Origin of the sequence: uncultured Ruminococcus sp. (genome assembly GCF_947301925.1) — a bacterium.
Taxonomy (GTDB): Bacteria; Bacillota; Clostridia; order Oscillospirales; family Ruminococcaceae; genus Ruminococcus.
Genome location: NZ_CAMYUE010000006.1, coordinates 38,868 through 59,793, shown reverse-complemented (window position 1 = coordinate 59,793; position 20,926 = coordinate 38,868). Strand labels below are relative to the sequence as shown.

Here is a 20,926-nt window from a genome sequence, read left to right as displayed (position 1 = left end):
AAAAAAGACCTCCGTATCATACGGAGGTCTTTGTGTTTTGTTCTTTATGAAGCCTTCTTCTGGGAGTTGTTATACTCGTCATAGTACTTCTTGAGCTCGTCTACCATATCATTGAACTCTTCCTCGGTCATGTAGTTCTTATAGTCCTCATACTTGAAGCTGTCGGGATCGAAGCTGAACTCATAAGCGCTGGTAGTATACTCCTTGTCATCGTCGAAATCGAAGTCGTAGTCGTCATCATCGTCGTCAAAGCCGAAATCGTAATCATCATCGTCGTCAAAGCCGAAATCGTAATCGTCGTCGTCATCAAAGTCGAAGTCATAATCGTCATCATCATCGAGATCAAACTCGTCAAGATCAAGGTCGAAGTCATCGAATGCGCCCTCTGCGATCTCCTCAGCGTACTTTGCTGCATCCTTGTCATCGAAGCCGACCTTTACAAGGATATCCTTTACAAAGTCCTCAACATCGTCCTTTGAAGCGTAATCCTCGATATCCAGATCCTCGGCGTTCTGAATGTCGATCATGAAAGCATCGTCCTTGTCGGGGATATCTATATCAGCCTTGTATTCAACGGAATAATCAACGCTGAGTCTGCCGTAATTTGTACCGCCCACATTGATATCGCAGCTTATGTTCTGTCCGTCCTTGTCGGCGCTGCAATTGATGGTAAAGGGTGATACTTTGGGGATAGTAACGGTTAAGTCGCCGTTGAAGTAGCCCTTCTCCTCGTCAACTATCTCAAAGTCCTCAAACACAACGGAAACAACGATCTCATCGTCGTCCTCATCATCATATGAATAGCTGTTCTCGAATGTGAGCTCCAGATCGCCGGAGAACTTCTTGTGATCCTCAACAGCGGAGAGCTTAGCGGAGAATTTATCCTCGCCGTCCTCGGCGAAAGTAACCTCGCCGCGGATATCGTCGCCGTCCTTGCCTATTGCCGCAAAGATATAATCATCATCATTATAGAGCTTGAAGCCTCTGATAGTACCTGTGAAGTCGATATAAGTATCAACCGAGATAACTGTTTCGTCATCGTCGTAGTAATCGTCCTTGATATCGTCCTTGATCCTGTCGATCTCCTCCTTGAGCTCGTCCTCGAACTCGTCCTCACCAACAACATCAAGCTTGTCCGAGAGGATATCCTTGATGATCTTGTCGTCGCGGAGCTCCTTGAGCATTTCCATGCCCAGCTTAGCCAGATCCTCCTCGGTGAGATCCATGGAAGCGACTGTATAGTTTACAGTGATATCGCAGATATCAACATCTTCCTTCTTTTCGATCTCAACGTCCTTGGCGAAGTCGCCCCATACCTTTGCATACCTGTTGACCTCGGTCTCCAGCTCCTCGGGTGAGAGGAACTCGGTAGGATCCTCGAGTATATCCTTATATGCCTCGATGATCTTGGCAGAGGAACCGCTTACCAGCTCTTCCTCAACGCTCTTTGCTTCAACGCCTATCCACTGATCCTTCAGCTCGGGAACGCGGAAGAAGTAATCCATATCCGCATTGTCCATAATAACGTCCGCTCCTACGAGGCGGTCGCCGTTGAGGCTCATAGCCACATCTGCGGACATCTTGCCCTTCTTGCTTGAGTACTCAGCGGATAAACCGAAGCTCTCGTTATCGTTGATGATATCAACGAGCTTCTGATCGTCGGCATTATAGCTGCTTCCGAAGATACTGTCGATGAGCTTTTCCTTAGCCTCCGATGAAGGAGCGAAGGAAACGTCCAGATCAGATGTCTGTCCGCCCTCAAGTCTGTCCAGAGTCTTCTTGTAGTATTCGCTCACGGACTCGCCGATGGTCTGTGAGTTGTTCTCTGTTACCCATGCGTAGTACTTTTCAGGTGAACTGAGCCTGAGCTTAACCTGATTCTTTACCGTGTCGGAAAGACCATAAGCAGCAGCACCGCCGCCTACAACAACAGCTGCAGTGATACCCCCGATCAAAGCGGCCTTCTTGCCCTTGCTCTTTTTGGTTATTGTCTCAACGCCGGAAACGCTGAGATCTCCGTTCATCTGCTGATTTTCAAAGTCATTCTGATCCTTATTGAACATTCAGATCCCCTCCTGTTGATATATCATTCGGGACAATGCCCCGTACAATAATCTTATCATACCTCGGACAAAAAGTCAATATCTGCGGAAATTTGTATTAAACCTGTAATCATTACATCACGAATAATTCACAAATTACGCGGCATACTATCATTGTCCGAAAGGACAGATACTGTAACAGAGGTGATCGGAATGAACGAAATGAAGAAAAACAAGTGCATCAAGTGCGATGTATCCCAGTGCCGTCACAATCTTGTGACCGAGAACTACTGCTCTCTCGACTGCATCTCGGTGGGCACTCACGAGGCAGACCCCACGGTGCCCGAATGTACCGACTGCAATTCCTTCGTAAAGCGTACAGGCTGCTGCGACTGATACGCGGAGGCAAAAAAATAAGCAGTTCCTCATATGGAACTGCTTATCTGCTTTTTTTTGATTACTGAGCGTTAGGAGCGCCTACAGGACAAACACCTGCACAAGCACCGCACTCAACACAAGCGTCTGCGTCGATAACGTACTTGCCGTCACCTTCAGAGATAGCGCCTACAGGACACTCGCCTGCACAAGCACCGCAAGCTACGCAATCATCAGAAATCATATATGCCATATACGTACACCTCCGTGTTATTCGGGAGCAGTGCTCCTCGTTATTTCTATTGTAACATATCCCATGCAAAAATCAAGGGCTTTTTGTTAGCAAGGCCTTACATATCACATATCAAACCGCACAGTATCGGCAAAAAGCGGCCTGAGAGTCAGTCTATCAGGCCGCAGTTTTCATCTTATTTTCATTATTACATCACAAAGGGGCATTATTTGCTTTTCTTAGCCGTCTTTTTCGCCGCCTTCTTTTCCTTTTCCGTGATGATATCCGCACAGGCGGCACCTGCCACTATCCAGAACAAAGGCGCATAGGTGATGCTGGTGCAGCCGATGAGGTAGATCAGGACTCCGCCCAGAGTCATCACGAATATGGTAAAGCTCTCGGCGTTCTTTCTTCTGCGGAAGGCCTTCAGCCCCAGTATCACCGCCGAAAGAACGGTTATCACAAGGAACACCGCCGAGGCGACGCCTCTTGTGGCCGCCGTGTAGAGATACTCGTTGTAAACTCTGTCGAAGCAGCCCTTGTAGTTGTATACCACCTCGGTCAGGCTTGAATACTTAGCCGACTCATCGGTAACTCTGAGCAGCGCAAAGGCCATCTGATCGGGGCCCGTACCCGTAAGGGGGTTATGCTCCACAACGTCCATGGCTCTGCCGTTCATATAGAAGTAAACGTCAGCGGTATCGTCTATATCCACAACTCTTGAATCGAAGATACCCGAAGCAGAGGCTCTGAGGTAACTGTCAGCCCACCAGAGTATCCTTCCGTCGTACAGCCTGTAGGAATTGATATTGCCGATAGCTCCCGCAAAGACCAGAGCAATGGCTCCGGCCGCAGCCGCAAGGCTCACAGGAATGCAGGCCAGTCTGCTCTTTTTCGACTTCAGCACGAATACCGACGCAAAGGCGGCGATAACTGCAAAGCCCAGTCCGCAGAAGCCTATGAAGGAGTATGTGAACATCATTATGAACGAGAACAGCGCCGCGCATACCAGCATGAATATCCTGCGCTTCCTGTCCTCAGAGCTTACAAAGCTTACGAGAGCCGCCGTAAGCGCCAGTGTGAGCACCATTGCCAGGAACAGAGGCGACATGGCCAGACCCGAAGCCGCATTGATCCTTATATCCGAGGAAGCCAGCTTATAATGTGACAGCCTTCCTGCAAACACCTGTATGAGTGCGATGATGCAGTTGATCAGTCCCACGCCTACAACGCCGTCGATGATTGTCTTCTGAGCGCCCTCGCGCTTCAGGGCCGAGGCAGAGGCAAAGAAGCAGAAATAGAATAATATCGCCAGCATACCCTCTCCTCTTTCGGGGTAGCCGTAGAATGACATACCAAGATCCACGCCTCTGAACATTGAGAATATGCCCCAAAGCTCCATCAGTCCCATAGCGCCCACAGGTATCAGCAGCCTCTTGCCTATGTACTTTTTCATAAAGGCGATTATTGTGATTATCATGGCGATAACGCCGCCTATAACAAGACCGCCCGCCGTATAGGAGTAAGTTGCCTTGCTGGTGAGGCCGTCATATAGGATCTCGGGAATGACAGTGAATAACGGAGCCATGAACATAGCGATGAACAGTCCCCGTGAGGCCAGCTTTGTGAACTGCTCCTCGGTCATATTGAGAATGAAGTTTGATTTTTCCGTTGAGTGAAATATGGTCTTTGGCATTTGATTCTTTCCTTTCTGCCGTCAGCAGAATTTATTTCGGCGTAACTGTAACGAGATATCCGTCCGCAGTTTTTTCGCCCACGGTTATTATGAAGTCGGTAGGAACGTTCTCTGCTCCCGAGGCCAGATCGTACCAAGCAAAGCCGGGAGTATTCTCGTCCACCCTGCTGCCCTTCCGTAGCAGATTGTCCTTGTCGCCGTCGTTGACCAGTCTTATGAAGCGTATGCCATCATCGTTATTGGTCATTTCGTCGTTGCCGCTCTCGTACATGAAGAACTTCCGCCAGCCCTCGTCGGCCTCCGTGGCGTTGATATGGAGCAGTCTTACGCCGCTTCCCGTAGGCCGCCACCAGAAATAGCTCTTGACCTGACTGTTGTTGGCTTCGAGAGTGGTATATTCCAGTATGAAGTATTCCGACTTGTACTCGCTGTCCAGCGTGCCCCGCGGTATGATAAGGCAGTTGCCCTCATCGGACTGTCCGTTTGTGAGAGTAAAGGTCTGCCGTCCCTTTGCGGGATCGTACACCTGTATCTGATCCTCTCTGTACCAGCCCAGCATCAGCTTTGATACGGCGCTGAAGTCGGAATAGGCCTCGTCCATGAGGTCGTAGCCGGCAGAGCCGTGCATACCCTCGAAGTCGTCCCTGTTGTAGAGATAATAGTCGGGGAGACCCATACAGTGACCCATCTCGTGGAGGTAGGTGGATACGAAGTTGGTATAGTCGTTATCCGATTTGATATCGGCATTGCCCGTAATGACATGGCCGACGGACATACCGTCCACCTTCATCCAGAAGTTGCCGCCGAAGCCGCCTGCGCAGGGCCACCACTCCTGCTCGTCCGATGAGCCGGGCACACAGAAGAGTATAGCGTCGATGACCTTGTCATTGTCGGCGTCGAACTGCCTGTAGTCTATCTGGCTGTCCATATTCTTGATGACCTCGGTGGTGAAGTCCGCCTTATATACATCGCCCTCGTATGCTGATATATTTTTCTGGCAGGTATACCTGTAGGCCTTTCCGCCGAGCTGCATCTGCCCCTTCGAGGCTCTTGAATAGAATGCCGAGAAGCTCTCAAAGGGATATGCTTTTGATTCGGCGTTCTCGGGGCCGAAGGCTATCTGCTCGATGCGGTCGGTAGTGGGCTCGTAGCTGAACCTGCAATCGGGGAAATCCACATAGAATATGAGCAGATTGGGGCTTCCCTGGGACGGCAGAGTGCCGTACATATCATACACAGGCGCAGGAATGAAGTCCTTTTTGGGCTGCGTCGTGGTAGTAGTGGTTGTGGTCGTAGTAGTGGTAGTAGTTGTGGTCGTAGTGGTCTCGTACCAGCGGTAAAGCCCGTCGGAGGGCTTTGCAGCCACCACGTTCTTCCTGAGCCTTGAAAGGTCAAGTGAGTCTATAACGCCGTCGCGGTCGAGGTCTGCCTTCTGGACAAGTCCATTGCCCTGTACCGCCTGAGCCGACGACATATTCTGAGTATCGCTGATATTGCCTATGGCGTAATACGAACTGCCTATGTTGTACACGCCCTTGTCGGAGAGCTTTTCCTTGCCGAGAAGGTGTCTTGAAAGGGTGACGATATCCGCCACATTCACTTCACCGTCGCAGTTCAGGTCGCCCATCCTGTCCACCTGTCTCCACTCCGCTCCTGCGGAGGCAGGTATGGCCGCAGCTGCCATAAGTGCCGTAACAGCTGCTGAAGCAAGCCATCTTATGATAGTCTTTTTTTTCATAAAAATACCCCCTTCGTATTTTTACATATTTATTTTGCTCTGAAGGCAAGAGGAGAAACATGACATTTTCTGTATCTTTATATAAAGCCTTTCCCCCGATCCCCCTCCTGCCTTCACAGCAAAATAATAACGGCCGTCGAGCATAAAGCCCGACAGCCGTAAATACGCGGTAACGGTCACTCCGCAGCGAACCGGTTATTTAGCGTAGTCAGTTACCCTGCTCTCGCGGATAAGGTTGACCTTGATCTGGCCGGGATAGTCCATCTCAGATTCGATCTGCTGAGAGATCTGTCTTGCGACGAGGACCATCTTCTCATCATTGATGATCTCGGGGATGACCATGATCCTGACTTCACGTCCTGCCTGAACAGCAAAGCACTTCTCAACGCCTTCGTAGGAGTTGCATATCTCCTCCAGCTTCTGGAGGCGCTTGATGTAGCTTTCGTAGTTTTCGCTTCTTGCGGCAGGTCTTGCAGCGGAGATAGCGTCGGCTGCCTGAACTATGCAGGCAATGACTGTTTTGGGCTCTACGTCATTGTGGTGAGCCTCAACAGCGTGGATAATAACAGGGTTTTCGTTGTATTTCTTACAAACGTCAACACCTATCTGAACGTGTGAGCCCTCGATCTCGGAGGTAAGAGCCTTACCGATATCGTGGAGGAGTCCGGCACGTCTTGCAACATTTGCGTCAACGCCCAGCTCGGAAGCAAGAACTCCGCAGAGCTTGGCGACCTCAATAGAGTGGTCGAGAACGTTCTGTCTGTAGCTTGTACGGAACTTGAGGCGTCCGATGAGCTTGATGAGCTCGTGGTTGAGACCGTGAACGTTGGTCTCGATAACAGCTCTTTCGCCCTCCTGCTTGATGCGGTACTCGACCTCGCGCTTAGCCTTCTCGACCATTTCCTCGATGCGTGTGGGATGGATACGTCCGTCAGCGATAAGCTTTTCGAGAGCGATCCTTGCCACCTCACGCCTGATCTGATCGAAGCAGGAAATAGTGATGGCCTCTGGGGTGTCGTCGATGATAAGATCAACGCCCGTAAGGGTTTCAAGAGTTCTGATGTTGCGTCCTTCGCGGCCGATGATACGGCCCTTCATCTCGTCATTGGGGAGCGGTACCACCGATACAGCCGCTTCAGATACCTGATCGGCAGCCACCTTGGCAATAGCAAGTGAGATATAGCTTCTTGCCTTCTCCTGACATTCGTCCTTGATGATCTGCTCATAGGCAGCGACCTTTACGGCCTTTTCATGGACGAGGTCATCCTCCAGCTTTGAGATGATGTACTCCTTAGCCTGATCCTTTGTGAATTCGGATATACGCTCGAGAATATCCATCTGGCTCTTCTTGATAGAGTCAGCCTCCTTCAGCTTTTCGTCAGCTGATTTGATCTTCTGGTTGAGGGTCTCCTCCTTCTTCTCGAGGTTATCTGTTTTCTTGTCTAAGTTTTCTTCTTTCTGCTGCATACGTCTTTCCTGACGTGACAGCTCTGCTCTGCGATCCTTGATCTCCTTGTCCGCTTCCGTGCGGAGCTTATGTATCTCGTCCTTAGCCTCTATGAGAGCGCTTTTCTTCTTATTGTCGGCATCCTTTTCGGCGTCCTCGACAATACGCTCGGCCTGCTGCTCGGCAGAGCCTACGATAGCCTCTGCGTCGCGCTTACGCTGCTCAACGCCTGCTGCGACGCCCTTCTTGAAGAAGAGAGCATAACCCACGCCGATACCGGCCGCAAGCGCAACGAGGATAAGAACAATAGCCAGACCCAAGTTCATACAGTGCATTACCTCCTTTTCGTAAAAAAATATCAAAAGTTTGTATCATGTTTTGATTATTACTTAAAGGCGGTAAATGCCGCATTATTTTATTCATTTATAAATATATAGATCAAGAGCCTCCCCATACGGGGCAGACCCGCAAAAAATAGACGGACGTTCTCCCGTCCAAAATTTGTTCCGTTATCATATTTAAAAAACCGCGGCTTATGTATGTATTGCCTTATGCGGATAATGATGTAAAACAAAGCTGCATATACTGCCATAGTAATATTATGCAAATAAATACAACATAATTATTATATAATATTTCAGCGTTCCTGTCAATAGATTTTTGTGAATTAAAGACCACCGGTCACAAATTTCCATAAGAAAGCCCCCGTGCATATCACTGCACAGGGGCATACTTCTGTATGCTCACCGCATGGCTGCGGTTTATGCGGACTTATTTCTTCTCGGGCTCGGGCTCTATAACGGGAGCGTCAACGGCGTTCTTTCTCACGCTGGCGATACCCTTCTTGCAGCTGTCCTTCTTGACATAGCCCTCACTGGCGGCGATGATCTCACCATTTCTTGCTTTAAGGCGGAATCTGAACGCGCCTGACTTGTCCTTATATATCTCGAATTTCGGATTAGTCTCTGTCTGGAATCCCTCGATGGTCTGGTCCTCAAGATTAGCTGCCGGAGCGTTATTTGCGACGCTTGCGATACCGTTCTTGACGCTTGCGAGAGTGTTGTATACCTCTCCGCCCGTAGCGATGACCTCTCCGTTGCCTGCCTTCAGGCTGAATGTAAAGCCTGTTTTTGTAGCCTTGATGATAAATTTACCCATAATGTTTTCAACACCTTTCAGCATAGAATATAAAAAATCGATAGTTTCGATTTACACCATAATTATAACTGAATATTATCATCTTGTCAATAGATTTTGTTAATTTTTATCAAAAATGCACATACCGACAAAAAAGGACGGCAAAAGCCGTCCTTAATCCGTTATGATGAAGCTGTCCGCCACGGTCTCGCAGACCTCCGCGAAAAAGCCCTGTTTTCTCAGCTTTTCGGCACATATCGCAGCCTTTGCGGCGGCGTCGAACAGTCCGAACACTGCCGAACCGCTTCCCGTCATGACCGCTGTCCGTGCGCAGCCTTCCAGCATTTCCCTTTTTATAGTCTCCACCTCGGGAAGCTCCACAGCCTGCTCGAAGAGATTTCCGAAGCACCTGTAAGCCGTATCGGGAGCGTTTTTTATAGCCTCCACCAGCTTTTTTGTCTCGGGGTGTACAGGAGCGGTCAGGCTGTCGATATTCCTGTATGCCGCAGCAGTGGAAACGCCCTCTCTGCCCTTGGCGATGACCAGAATCCGTCCCGAATAATCGTCAACAGGCCTGATGATCTCGCCTATGCCCTCAACATAAGCAGTTCCGCCTGTGAGGAAGAAGGGAACGTCCGCCCCCAGCTTTTCGGGAGCGCTGACGGTCTTCCCCGTCATTCTGCCCAGACAGTACAGCACCGCCGCAGCGTCGGTGCTGCCGCCGCCCATACCCGCCTGAGAGGGTATGCCTTTTTTAATATGTATACGGCAGCCGCAGTCCATACCGTTCTCCTCAAAGAACATTTTCGCGGCCTTGTAAGCGATATTGCGCTCGTCGCAGGGAATGGGATCCGCACCTGCGAACTCCTCGGGAACTTCACAGCTCAGCTCTGTACCGCCTTTGGTGAGCTCCACCTCCACCTCATCGTAGAGACCGACTGTCTGGAACACGCTCTCGATGCTGTGATAGCCGTCGGGACGCTTTCCCGTCACGTCCAGAGCGAGGTTTATCTTAGCAGCAGCCTTTACCCTCATGACTTTTCAGCCTCCAGCTTTTTCAGGAACTTCTCGATACGGCTGATAGCCTCCATGAGGTGTTTCAGCGAATATGCGTAGGATATACGGATATAGCCCTCGCCGCTTTCGCCGAAGGCGCTTCCCGGAACAGTTGCCACCTTCTCCTCGAAAAGCAGTCTCTCGCAGAAGTCCTCGCTGCTGAGGCCTGTGCTCTTGATACAGGGGAACACATAGAAGGCTCCCTCGGGATTGAAGCAGGTCAGGCCGAGTCGGTTGAACTCGCCCACAAGATAGCGTCTGCGGATATTGTACTCGTCCACCATTTTCGACACCTCGGCGTCGCAGGAGCTGAGAGCCTCCACTGCCGCATTCTGGCTGATGAAGGGACTGCACATTATGCCGTACTGATGTATCTTTGATATCTGGGTGATAACAGGCTCGGGAGCCGTTACATATCCCAGTCTCCAGCCCGTCATGGCGTAGGCCTTGGAGAAGCCGTTGACGTAGATGGTGCGCTCTCTCATGCCCTCCAGCTCTATGATGGAGAAATGCTTTCTGCCGTAGGTCAGCTCGGAGTATATCTCGTCCGAGAGCACCATTATATTGGTATCGCGGAGGAAATCGGCTATAGGCTCCAGATCCTCCTTAGTCATCACAGCGCCCGTGGGATTATTCGGGAAGGGCAGTATGAGCAGCTTTGTGCGCTCGGTGACCTTGTCCCTGAAGTCCTCAAGGGTCAGCTTGAAGTTATTCTCTATCCTTGTGGGCACGGAGACTGGAACGCCGCCTGCCAGCTCCACAAGAGGAGCATAGCACACGAAGCAGGGCTCCACCACCAGCACCTCGTCGCCTGGGTCGAGAAGACCGCGGAGAGCAAGGTCTATAGCCTCGGAGCCGCCCACGGTAACGATTATCTCCTTGTCGGGGCTGTACTTTACGCCGTGTTTCTTCTCTATAGTCTGTGAAATGGCATTTCTCAGGGGAGCAAGTCCCTTATTGGGGCCGTAGATGATGTGCTTGCGCTCCAGTACCTGGATAGCAGCCTTTCTTATAGCCCACGGGGTATTGAAGTCGGGCTCGCCCACGCCCAGGGAGATGACTCCCTCCATGGTGCCTGCGATATCGAAAAACTTTCGTATGCCCGAGGGCTTTATGCTCCTGATCTTGTCCGAAAGGACCTTATCATAATCTATCACGATCAGCCGAGTCCCCTTTCATCGGGCTCCTCGCTGTCGATGAAGATGCCCTTTTCCTTGTATTTTTTCAGTATGAAGTGAGTAGATGTGGAGAGTATGCCGTCGATAGTTGCCAGTCTCTCCGACACGAAGAAGGCAACGTCCTTGAGGTTGTCGCCCTTGACCTCAACGGCCAGATCGTAGGCGCCCGAGGACATGAGGCTGACGCTCTCAACCTCGTCGTACATCATGATAGTCTTTGCGATATCGTCAAAGCCGCAGTCGCGCTGAGGAGTTACCTTCAGCTCGATAGTAGCGTAAACAGTAGACTTGTCGTAGAGATCGTCGTCCACGATAACGCTGTAACCCTTGATGACTCCGCTCTTTTCAAGCTTCTCTATCTCCGCGGCGGCCGCCTCTGCGGATATGCCCAGCATCTCGCCGAGAGCCGTATTTGATATACGGGCGTTCTGCTGTAAAATTTTTACGATGTCTTTCATGGTATCATTTCCTTTCATTACAATACTATATATACATATCCTCATTTCATTCTATTTCAACGAAATAAGGCTTTCTTTCCTTGAAATATGCCAGTCTTGCAAAACCTGCCTCCCTCGCTATGGATATACCGTCGGCAGAATTCGCGGCTATATCCTCGACTGTATGTGAATCCGAGCCTATGGTGACTATCTCGCCGCCCATATCACGGAAAAGCTTCACGTATTTAAGGCTCGGGAAGCAGTCCCCGTAGCCCTGACGGATACCCGAGGTATTTATCTCTATGCCCTTGCCGTTCTGTGCAAGATTGCGGAAGATATCCGCTATTATATCATCAAACCTGCTTATATCTGCGTTTATGCCGTTTCTCTGCTTCATGTAGCGCAGACAGTAGGTGAGATGTCCGAGAACGTCGAAAAGGTCTGTTCTGCTTGTTTCGTAAACCTCCACGAAATAGCGCTCCAGCAGGCCGTATATCTCGTCCATGGTCATTTTCTCGTAGTCTAAGAAGTAGAAATCCTGCTCGCCCATTACCTGATGAACCGAGCCGATTATGAAGTCCACACGCTTGTCGGCGTTGACTATCTTAGCGGCGTCTGTATCATGGAGTATCTGTCCAAGCTCAACACCGCAGATAAGATCGAGCTTCCCTGCCCATTTTTCCTTCAGAGCAGTCACCGCAGATACCGAGCCCTCAAAGTCGGCAGCGTAATCGAAGCTTTCACGGAGATAACGCTCCTCCTCAGGATAGTGCTCCTCTTTATACCAGCCGTTGCACTCGCAGTGATCGGTAATGGCATAGGCAGCAAGCCCCAGCTCCGCCGCTCGCTTTACGCAGAGGTGTATATCTGCCTCGGAATCCACAGAAAACTGTGTATGGGTATGGCAGTCCATAAGTATCATAGTCTCAGCCCCTTTTTGGTGTATTCTATTATTATAACACATCAGCCGAAAAAAAGCTACTGTTTTTTTAACCTAATACACAGAAGAGGATTCCGCCGACGCTTCCGAACGGCTTAGCTCGGTCAGAAGCTTCTCCTTCATGGCCTCCAGCTCCTCATGGGAGGGGCGGTTGTCGTCGGAGTACATCTTTTCCATGGGGTACCACCATACGGGACCCTTTCCGTGGTTGCCGTAGCCGTCTATATCGCCGCTTCTGCGCGGGTAGAGGTGCCAGTGGAGATGAGCGTCCCCCATACCCAGAAGCTCGTAATTCATCTTCTCCGCCCCGAAGGCTACGGCGGCCGCCTCCGCGACTATTGTCATCTCCTCCATGAACCTGGCACGCTCAGCCATATCCAGGTGGAAGAGCTCGGTCTTGCTGCCGTGGTGCTTGTACAGAAAGAGGGTATACCCGTAGAAGTGCTGATTATCGCCGATCACAACGTAACCTGTTTCAAGCTCCTTTACAAAGTATGGATTTGTTCCGTTTTTTATCATTTCGATCCTGTCGCATATAAGACACATGATAAAGCCGCCTTTCGTCGTGATAATACATATTATATCACAGCGGAGATCATTTTTCAACAGCGGCTTCCGGAGGCAGGCCGTGAAATTTTTTTCTGCGGCTGTTGCTTTTTCCATACATCTATGTTATAATTATATCAATCATTCGGAATACACCGGATAACAATAAAACGGAGGTTTTGACTATGAGAGCAGTTGTAACTGTTATTGGTAAGGATACGGTAGGTATCCTCCACAAGGTAAGCGGTATCTGCGCCGAATACAACGTGAACGTTATCGAGGTCACACAGAGCGTGCTTCAGGATATGTTCGCCATGATAATGCTGGTGGACATAACGGATATAAAGGGCGACTTCTCCGAGCTGGTAGGCAGGATGACAGCGCTGGGCACAGAGCTGGGTCTTTCTATACACACAATGCACGAGGATATCTTCAACTCAATGCACAGCATATAATGAAAGGAAGTCCGCTGAATGCTTAACGTATATAATATACTTGAAACGATCCGCATGATACAGGACGAGTGCCTTGATATACGTACTATCACTATGGGCATATCTCTCCTTGACTGTATCGACACGGATATAGACAAGGCCTGCGAGAAGGTCTACAACAAGATAGTGACCAAGGCAGGCACCCTTGTTGCCACAGGTCAGCAGATAGAGACTGAATACGGCATACCAATAGTAAACAAGCGTATCTCCGTTACTCCCATCGCAATGCTGGCAGCGGCCTGCCCCGACAGCGACACGGTAAAGTTTGCAAAGACTCTCCAGAGAGCTGCGGACACCTGCGGAGTAAACTTCATAGGCGGATATTCCGCACTGGTACACAAGGGCTTCAGCGCAGGAGACATGGCTCTTATAAAGTCTATCCCCGAGGCGCTTGACGTCACACAGAATATATGCTCGTCGGTAAACATCGGCTCTACAAAGTCGGGTATCAATATGGACGCCGTAAAGCTCATGGGACAGATAGTCAAGGAGGCTGCTATAAAGACAGCAGACCGCGACTGTATCGGCCCTGCAAAGCTTGTTGTGTTCTGCAATGCCGTTGAGGACAATCCCTTCATGGCAGGCGCATTCCACGGCGTAGGCGAGCCCGACTGCGAGATACACGTTGGCGTATCGGGCCCCGGAGTTGTCCGCGCAGCACTTACCAAGTACCCCGACGCTTCCATAAACGAAATAGCCGACATAATCAAGAAGACCGCATTCAAGATAACCCGTATGGGACAGCTTGTAGGCGCAAGAGCCTCGGAGCTCCTGGGCGTACCCTTCGGTATCGTTGACCTTTCACTTGCTCCCACACCTGCTATAGGCGACAGCGTAGCCCATATCCTTGAGGAAATGGGACTTGAGATGTGCGGAACTCACGGAACTACCGCCTGCCTTGCAATGCTCAACGACGCAGTAAAGAAGGGCGGCGTAATGGCTTCGTCCACAGTAGGCGGACTTTCGGGCGCATTTATCCCCGTATCCGAGGACGCAGGCATGATAGACGCGGCAGTTGCAGGCGTTCTCAGCCTTGAAAAGCTTGAGGCCATGACTGCGGTATGCTCCGTAGGTCTGGATATGATAGTAGTTCCCGGCGATATAACTCCCGAGACCATATCTGCTATCATCGCAGACGAAGCAGCTATCGGCATGGTGAACTCCAAGACCACCGCAGTACGTCTTATCCCCGCTATCGGCAAGAAGGAAGGCGACACACTGGAATTCGGCGGACTGCTGGGCAGCGGTCCTGTTATGCCTATCAGAGATAAGTCCCCTGCCAAGTTCATCAACCGCGGCGGACGTATCCCCGCACCTATGCAGAGCCTGAAAAACTGAGCCTTTAGCCATTTATGGGCGCACTGTGTGCGCCCTTTTTAATTCGTCCGCGAAAGCGGACGCCACAATTATGCATCAATAAAGGTGAAAAAACTATGGATATCCGCAATATACCGACTCTTTTCGGGCTTCCCGAAGCGTCAGAGCTCACAGAGCTCAACGCAGGTCACATAAACCGAACCTTTCTTGCGGACTGCGGCGGTGAGAGATACATTCTGCAATCCCTTAACAGCTCGGTTTTCCGTTCTCCCGAGGCTGTAATGGAAAACATCGGCAGAGCTGAGGCTGCAATCGGACAGCCGCAGTGCCGCTTTACGGCAGTCCCGCATTTTATCGCCTGCGGCGATAAAAACTATGCGGCCGCGGTGGGAGAGCTATGGCGTATCTACAGGTATGTCCCCGCGGCCGCAGGTGCCGCGGCAGACGCCGCGGCTGCGGGACGTGCCTTCGGAGAGTTCATACGCCTTATGGACGGAAATGAGCTCTCGCCTGTGCCTGCCATAGAAGGCTATCATGATTTTGAAGCTTATTACAGCGAACTGAAGGCTCTCGGCGGCGCGACGGCGGATATCATGCAGACAACAGACCGCCTGCGTGAGGATATGGAGCGTGTATTCGGCAGCGGTCTGAAAAATCGTATAATACACGGCGACGCAAAAGCTGACAACATAGTCATGAGCGATCCGCCCACCATAATAGACCTTGACACGGTCATGTACGGCTGCGCAGCCATAGACTACGGCGACCTTGTGCGCTCGGTATGGGACGGAAATGCGGATTTATCCGCAGTAAGGCAGGTCACCGCAGGCTTTGCGGAGGGTCTGGGCGGCATACTCACCGACGACGAGGTAAGCTCCCTGTACTACGGAATACTGCGGAGCACAGGAGAGCTTGCGGTGCGCTATCTTGCGGACAGTCTCCGCGAAAACAGGTACTTCCGCGGCAGGAGCAGAGCTCAGTGTCTCGCCCGCGCCGAGGAGCTCCTTGCTCAGCTGAGCCGCTTCCGCCGGCATGAGAGCGGGCTGAAGGAGCTGATACAGCAGGAGTTCCGGCGCGGCAGTTGCATTAAACATATTTATATGCTATAATAATATAAATATTCCCTATCAAATAAGGAGGCCAACATGAAATATACTCAGGGACAGTACATCATCACGGACAAGCACGCCATAGCCCGTGAGATATACAGCTTCACCATAGCCTGCCCCGAGGTGGCAGCCGCCGCCTGTCCGGGACAGTTCGTACACATAAGAGCCAAGGGCTACACCCTCCGCAGACCCATTTCTATCTGCGGCATAGACAAGGAGAAGGGCACTCTCCGCATAGTATTCGAGATACGCGGCGAGGGCACCGCCGAGATAGCAAAGCTCAACAAGGGCGACCTCATAGATATGCTTGCGCCTCTGGGACACGGTTTCACAGTGGACAGCGCCTTCAACAAGGCAGTCCTCATCGGCGGCGGCATAGGAACGCCTCCCATGCTGCCTCTTGCAAAGGCCTACGGTGAAAAGGCTGTGGTCATAAGCGGCTTCAGGAACGCCTCGGCAGTGATATTGCAGGAGGACTTCCGCAGCACGGGAGCTGAGACCATACTCTGCACCGACGACGGCTCAGCAGGCATACACGGTTTTGTTACCCAGCCCTTTACGGAACTGGCAGAAAAAGGCGGCATAGACGCCGTATACGCCTGCGGTCCCATGCCCATGCTGAAGGGCATAGCTGCAATATGCAAGGAAAAGGGCATATACTGCGAGATTTCCCTGGAGGAGAGAATGGCCTGCGGCATTGGAGCCTGTCTGGGCTGCGCCTGCCGCACAGTACGCAATGATGAGGAATATTTCGCCCACGTCTGCAAAGACGGTCCCGTATTCAAGGCTGAGGAGGTGCTCTGGTAATGGCTGATCTTTCTGTAAAAGTCTGCGGAACGGACTTCAAAAACCCTATAATACCTGCGTCGGGCGTATTCGGCTACGGCAGGGAATACGAGGAGCTCTTCCCTCTTGACAAGCTGGGCGGCATTGCCACAAAGGGAACCACCCTCCATCTCCGCACAGGCAACCTTGCACCGAGAATAGCCGAGACCCCCTCGGGAATGCTGAATTCCGTAGGTCTCCAGAATCCGGGCATAGACCATTTCATCGAAACGGAGCTGCCCTATCTGCTCACAAAGGATCTTGTAGTCCTTGCAAACATAGCTGGCTCCACTCCCGACGAGTGCGCCGAGGTTGCCGCAAAGCTTGAGGACACAGACGTGCATATGATAGAGCTCAACATCTCATGTCCCAACGTAAAGCAGGGCGGAGCCGCATTCGGCACCAGCTGTGAAATGGCGGCGGAAGTAACGAAAAGAGTTCGCGCAGTGACAAAGAAGCCTCTTGTTGTGAAGCTCTCGCCAAATGTCACCAGCATAGCCGATATCGCAAAGTCGGTAGAGGCAGCGGGAGCTGACGCAGTATCGCTGATAAACACACTTCTCGGCATGAGGATAGACATAAACACGGGCAGACCCGTTCTCCGCAACAACGTAGGCGGAATGAGCGGTCCTGCGGTATTCCCCATAGCAGTCCGCATGGTATGGCAGGTAGCCAACGCAGTGAACATACCCGTTATCGGCATGGGCGGAGTATCCAGCGGACGTGACGCCATAGAGCTCATGATGGCAGGCGCCTCTGCGGTACAGGTAGGCGCAGCCATATTCACCGATCCATACGCGCCTGTAAGGATAGTTGAGGAGATGAACGACTGGCTTGACAGCAGGGGCATAAAGTCGGTAAAGGAAATAATAGGCACCGTAAAGCCCTGGTGAGCAGGGCCTGATGCACAGTATCAGCAATAAGGGGGAAAGTGTATGGAAGTCGTAGCAGTGATAGTAGTAATAGCGGTTCTGTGTCTCGTACTGGGAGTAAAGCCCATCTATCTGGCATTTGCTGCGGCAGCCCTTATCTCTGCCATGGCGATCATATCCGTACTTATGCTGATGTACTTTTTTGTGCGTCTGCTCTTTGCGAAGAAACACAAAGCAGTGTTTTCACGCATTGACAAAAGCCCCGTCCACAGGTTCAAGGTGGCCTACTACACCATAGACGGCGAGGAATACCCAAATATATTCCCCGAGGAGGGCTTCCTGCACAATATACTCTACCGCTCCGACAGGAGCAGCACAGTCTATCTCACCCGCAGCAGGAAATTCGTATACGATAAATTCGCCTGCCTCACCTGCACGGTGGGCACCATGACAGGCCTTCTGTTCGGTGCGGCAGTGCTTTACATCTTATATTAGGAGGAAAAAATGGAGGAACATATCTGCGGCACTCACGGTATCCACAAGGATATAGTTGACAAGGTATCAAGGATAATGCCCGACGAAGCCGTGCTTTACGACGCTGCGGAGCTGCTGAAGGTATTCGGCGACTCCACAAGGATAAGGATAATATTCGTGCTCTGTCAGAGCGAGATGTGCGTATGTGACATCGCAAGGATACTGGAGATGACTCAGTCCGCCATCTCCCACCAGCTTAGAGTGCTGAAGCAGGCTCGTCTGGTGAGCTCCCGCCGCGAGGGCAAGACCATATTCTACTCCCTCTGCGACGACCATGTAAAGACCATATTCTATCACGCTATGGAGCACGTTCTGGAGTAAGCCCTGCATGAGATACTTTGATTTTCACACCCACGCATTCCCCGACAGCCTTGCAGAAAGGGCGCTCAAGGGCCTTGCCGTTACCAGCGGCATAGCTCCCGCCACAGACGGCACGCTGAAGGGGCTCAGGGCAAAAATGGCGGAAAACGGCATAGATGGAGCCATGCTCCTTCCCGTAGCCACAAAGCCCTCACAGCAGACCACCATAAACAACTGGGCGGCAGACATAATGGGCGGCGGCCTGTACTGCTGCGGCTCGGTACACCCCGACGCGGAGGACGCGCTGTCTGAAATAGACCGCATAAAGTCACTGGGGCTGTACGGAGTCAAGTTCCATTCGGAGTACCAGGGCTTCTGTCCCCATGAGGAGAGGATGTTCCCAATATACGAAAAGATCGCGGAGCTTGGTCTCATAGCCGTATTCCACGGCGGCTGGGACCCGTACTCACAGGATATAATAAGAGCAACTCCTCAGAGCTTTGCAGCCGTTGCGGAGACCTTCCCCAAGCTCACCATAGTCGCCGCACATCTTGGCGGCATGAACCTCTGGGACGACATAGAGAAGTACACCGCAGGCAGATACGAAAACCTCTGGTTCGATGTGGGAGTTATCTCCCGCTATATCGAAGACGACCAGCTGCTGCGCATAATCCGTAAGCAGGGCGCCGGCAAGGTGCTCTTCGGCAGCGACTGTCCCTGGGACGAGCCTGCCAACGAGATAGCCATGATACAGCGGCTCCCCATTACAGACGAAGAAAAGGAGCTCATATTCCACGGCAATGCGGAAAGGCTCCTGGGAATAAAAATATAAAAGCGAAAAGGCTCATGCACCCCGGGCATGAGCCTTTTCTTTTCCCCTTATCAAGAGATAATCCCCATTATCCCTTCAGAGATCCGTCTGAAATCATGTTATATTTTCTGCGTTACATAAGAGGAAGCTCACTTTCCGCACACCCCTGTGCGGAGGAGCGATCATTACCCCCGATCACCCCTATATCATGGCTGTTCTGTCACTGCTGCAATGTCGTTATACAAAGATGTTTACCCCTGTGCCCCGGGTCCCGACCCTGCGCACAAATATCATAGCGAAGCTTTCTCTTATTTCAGCTCCGAATCCCTAACACGGTAGATGAGTCATCTCATTCTCCGCCACCCCTGACGGAGAATGAGCGTTTTTATACATTGCCGCTCCGAGAGCAGCTGTTATTCCCCCCGAAAGGCCTGTCAATCATTCTGCGCAGCAGATGATGATGCACCTTCATCTATATCCACATCTATGAGCAGACCGCCGTCCTTGCCTGTTACCTTAGGCATAACGCCGTCCCACTTCTGGATCTGTTCGTAAGCGATGACCTTTCCCGAAAGCGACTCCTCAAGGAGCTTGTTGGCGTCGGCCTGAGCCTGAGCCCTTGCGAGGATAGCCTCGGCGTCGGCATTGGCTGCAATGACCTTCTTTTCGGCGTCGGTATTGGCGATGACCTTAGCCTGTTCCTGTTCGGTCTTGGTCTTGATGAGGTTCTGCTCGGCCACCTGTTTAGCCTCGATAGCCTCATTGAATTCCTTTGAAAAATCGAAGTTTACGATATTGAATTTTTCTATGAAGATACCATAGGAATTGAGCTTGCTGTCCAGAGCGGTCTTGACCTCATTGCTGACAGCCTCGCGCTCGGTGATGAGCTGCTCTGCGTTGTACTTTGCAGTAGCGGACTTCATGCACTCCTGTACCACAGGTGTGATGAGTATGGTCTGGTAATCAAGACCCACGTTCTTGTACATATCCGGGGACTTGTCCGATACCAGCCTGTAGTTTACAGCGATGCTGCTGCTCACAGTCTGAAGGTCCTTCGACACTGCGGAAGCAGGAGTCTCATAGACCTGTATCTTGTTCGACATATCCTCGACCTGCTGTATGAACGGAGCTTTAAGATGGAAGCCCTCCGAAAGCGGATTTGACGAAACCTCGCCAAGCGTAAGAACAACGCCTGTATTGCCGGCGGGAACTATAGTAAAGGAATTTGCGGCAATGAACAGAGCCGCAATACCGGCAGCTATCCATTTTATTCCCTTGAAGCCAGACTTTTTGGGAGCATTCCCGTTCAGATCCCTGACATTAACACCCATAATGATTCTCCTTTTTTATCGTGTAAGCAGTAAGTTTATTTGCAAAGATAGTATTTTCCGTCGTCCGTAACGGATATTACGTTGTCCCTTACGAGCTTTTCGGTGATTTTCGGGAATGTATCAGGATTCAGCAATCCGATCTCGTCAAGTCCCTTTGCGGTATCCTTTGAAAAAGCCCCTGCTTTTTCAAGAAGTGAAACTATCCTTTTCTGTCTTAATGCTAATGCGGGTAAAATGCTTGCCATAATTATTCTCCTTTTTTAGTGAAAAATGTGTTTAGTTTTTGTTGAGATAATACTTTCCGTCCTCAGTTGCCGAGATAACATTGTCATAAAGCAGCTCAAACGTTGCTTCGGGATTGAAGATACCCATTTCATGCAGAGTTTTGGCACTGTCTGCCGAAAACGCCTTTGATACTTCAAAAAGCTTGATTATCCTTTTCTTGCTCATAAGAAATGAAGCTACGATATTCATGATTCAAATCTCCTGTTATCCTGTATCATTAAAAA

The 20,926-nt window shown here is 51.0% G+C and carries 23 protein-coding genes; 9 read left to right on the top strand and 14 right to left on the bottom strand.

The genetic code is table 11. From position 1 onward, the window contains the following. Positions 1–44 precede the first annotated feature (44 nt). The gene (locus Q0Y65_RS09035; RefSeq protein ID WP_297959010.1) at positions 45–2,063 is read right to left on the bottom strand and encodes a hypothetical protein; all 2,019 of its coding nucleotides are present in this window, start codon (positions 2,061–2,063) and stop codon (positions 45–47) included. Positions 2,064–2,255: 192 nt separating this feature from the next. Here Q0Y65_RS09035 and Q0Y65_RS09030 point away from each other — a divergent pair, with 192 nt between their 5' ends. Beyond that, the gene (locus Q0Y65_RS09030; protein ID WP_297959008.1) at positions 2,256–2,438 is read left to right on the top strand and encodes a DUF1540 domain-containing protein; all 183 of its coding nucleotides are present in this window, start codon (positions 2,256–2,258) and stop codon (positions 2,436–2,438) included. Between the two features lie 61 nt (positions 2,439–2,499). Here the strand turns inward: Q0Y65_RS09030 and Q0Y65_RS09025 are convergent, their stop codons facing one another. The 10 genes from Q0Y65_RS09025 to Q0Y65_RS08980 form a co-directional block, all read right to left on the bottom strand. Further along, on the bottom strand, positions 2,500–2,670 hold the full coding sequence (locus Q0Y65_RS09025; protein ID WP_297959006.1) for a DUF362 domain-containing protein: 171 nt from the start codon (positions 2,668–2,670) through the stop codon (positions 2,500–2,502). Positions 2,671–2,875: 205 nt separating this feature from the next. Further along, entirely contained in the window at positions 2,876–4,345 is a 1,470-nt protein-coding gene (locus Q0Y65_RS09020; protein WP_297959004.1) for an O-antigen ligase, read from the bottom strand. A 31-nt stretch (positions 4,346–4,376) separates the two neighbouring features. Continuing rightward, positions 4,377–6,083 (bottom strand): dockerin type I domain-containing protein, encoded by a 1,707-nt coding sequence (locus Q0Y65_RS09015; protein WP_297959002.1) that lies wholly within the window; start codon positions 6,081–6,083, stop codon positions 4,377–4,379. 195 nt (positions 6,084–6,278) lie between these two features. Then, complete coding sequence (gene rny / locus Q0Y65_RS09010; protein ID WP_297959000.1) at positions 6,279–7,856, bottom strand: ribonuclease Y; 1,578 nt, start codon at positions 7,854–7,856, stop codon at positions 6,279–6,281. Between the two features lie 445 nt (positions 7,857–8,301). Further along, positions 8,302–8,688, bottom strand: coding sequence for a YegP family protein (locus tag Q0Y65_RS09005; RefSeq protein ID WP_297958998.1), 387 nt, complete (start codon positions 8,686–8,688; stop codon positions 8,302–8,304). Positions 8,689–8,841: 153 nt separating this feature from the next. Further along, positions 8,842–9,702, bottom strand: a complete 861-nt coding sequence (gene ispE, locus Q0Y65_RS09000) for a 4-(cytidine 5'-diphospho)-2-C-methyl-D-erythritol kinase (protein ID WP_297958996.1) — start codon at positions 9,700–9,702, stop codon at positions 8,842–8,844. Next, on the bottom strand, positions 9,699–10,880 hold the full coding sequence (locus tag Q0Y65_RS08995; protein ID WP_297958993.1) for an aminotransferase class I/II-fold pyridoxal phosphate-dependent enzyme: 1,182 nt from the start codon (positions 10,878–10,880) through the stop codon (positions 9,699–9,701). Before Q0Y65_RS08995 ends, ispE begins: the two co-directional genes overlap by 4 nt. A 2-nt stretch (positions 10,881–10,882) precedes the next feature. Continuing rightward, positions 10,883–11,359, bottom strand: coding sequence for an Lrp/AsnC family transcriptional regulator (locus tag Q0Y65_RS08990; RefSeq protein WP_297958991.1), 477 nt, complete (start codon positions 11,357–11,359; stop codon positions 10,883–10,885). A gap of 46 nt (positions 11,360–11,405) precedes the next feature. Beyond that, positions 11,406–12,260 (bottom strand): histidinol-phosphatase HisJ family protein, encoded by an 855-nt coding sequence (locus tag Q0Y65_RS08985; protein ID WP_297958989.1) that lies wholly within the window; start codon positions 12,258–12,260, stop codon positions 11,406–11,408. 72 nt (positions 12,261–12,332) lie between these two features. Next, a complete protein-coding gene (locus Q0Y65_RS08980; protein ID WP_297959160.1) occupies positions 12,333–12,824 on the bottom strand; it encodes an HIT family protein in 492 nt (163 codons plus the stop codon). A 185-nt stretch (positions 12,825–13,009) separates the two neighbouring features. On the opposite strand from Q0Y65_RS08980, the gene Q0Y65_RS08975 reads away from it, so the two are divergent. The 8 genes from Q0Y65_RS08975 to Q0Y65_RS08940 all read left to right on the top strand — a co-directional run bounded on the left by Q0Y65_RS08975 (position 13,010) and on the right by Q0Y65_RS08940 (position 19,107). Then, on the top strand, positions 13,010–13,279 hold the full coding sequence (locus Q0Y65_RS08975; protein ID WP_019680884.1) for an ACT domain-containing protein: 270 nt from the start codon (positions 13,010–13,012) through the stop codon (positions 13,277–13,279). Between the two features lie 18 nt (positions 13,280–13,297). Next, positions 13,298–14,656, top strand: a complete 1,359-nt coding sequence (locus Q0Y65_RS08970) for a PFL family protein (RefSeq protein ID WP_297958986.1) — start codon at positions 13,298–13,300, stop codon at positions 14,654–14,656. Positions 14,657–14,751: 95 nt separating this feature from the next. Beyond that, entirely contained in the window at positions 14,752–15,744 is a 993-nt protein-coding gene (locus Q0Y65_RS08965) for a phosphotransferase enzyme family protein (protein ID WP_297958984.1), read from the top strand. Between the two features lie 36 nt (positions 15,745–15,780). Beyond that, entirely contained in the window at positions 15,781–16,551 is a 771-nt protein-coding gene (locus tag Q0Y65_RS08960) for a dihydroorotate dehydrogenase electron transfer subunit (protein WP_297958982.1), read from the top strand. Then, a complete protein-coding gene (locus tag Q0Y65_RS08955) occupies positions 16,551–17,462 on the top strand; it encodes a dihydroorotate dehydrogenase (protein WP_297958980.1) in 912 nt (303 codons plus the stop codon). The genes Q0Y65_RS08960 and Q0Y65_RS08955 overlap by 1 nt, the downstream gene beginning before the upstream one ends. Positions 17,463–17,504: 42 nt before the next feature. Further along, the gene (locus Q0Y65_RS08950) at positions 17,505–17,936 is read left to right on the top strand and encodes a hypothetical protein (protein ID WP_297958978.1); all 432 of its coding nucleotides are present in this window, start codon (positions 17,505–17,507) and stop codon (positions 17,934–17,936) included. 9 nt (positions 17,937–17,945) lie between these two features. Beyond that, positions 17,946–18,296 (top strand): metalloregulator ArsR/SmtB family transcription factor, encoded by a 351-nt coding sequence (locus tag Q0Y65_RS08945; RefSeq protein ID WP_297958976.1) that lies wholly within the window; start codon positions 17,946–17,948, stop codon positions 18,294–18,296. Between the two features lie 7 nt (positions 18,297–18,303). After that, entirely contained in the window at positions 18,304–19,107 is an 804-nt protein-coding gene (locus Q0Y65_RS08940; RefSeq protein ID WP_297958974.1) for an amidohydrolase family protein, read from the top strand. Between the two features lie 413 nt (positions 19,108–19,520). Here the strand turns inward: Q0Y65_RS08940 and Q0Y65_RS08935 are convergent, their stop codons facing one another. The 3 genes from Q0Y65_RS08935 to Q0Y65_RS08925 are packed head-to-tail and all read right to left on the bottom strand — an operon-like array spanning position 19,521 to position 20,891. Next, positions 19,521–20,417 carry a prohibitin family protein gene (locus Q0Y65_RS08935; protein ID WP_297958972.1) on the bottom strand — a complete coding sequence of 299 codons (897 nt, stop codon included), beginning with the start codon at positions 20,415–20,417 and terminating at the stop codon, positions 19,521–19,523. 35 nt (positions 20,418–20,452) lie between these two features. After that, on the bottom strand, positions 20,453–20,662 hold the full coding sequence (locus Q0Y65_RS08930; protein WP_297958970.1) for a hypothetical protein: 210 nt from the start codon (positions 20,660–20,662) through the stop codon (positions 20,453–20,455). A gap of 31 nt (positions 20,663–20,693) precedes the next feature. Further along, a complete protein-coding gene (locus tag Q0Y65_RS08925; protein ID WP_297958968.1) occupies positions 20,694–20,891 on the bottom strand; it encodes a hypothetical protein in 198 nt (65 codons plus the stop codon). Positions 20,892–20,926: the final 35 nt, after the last annotated feature.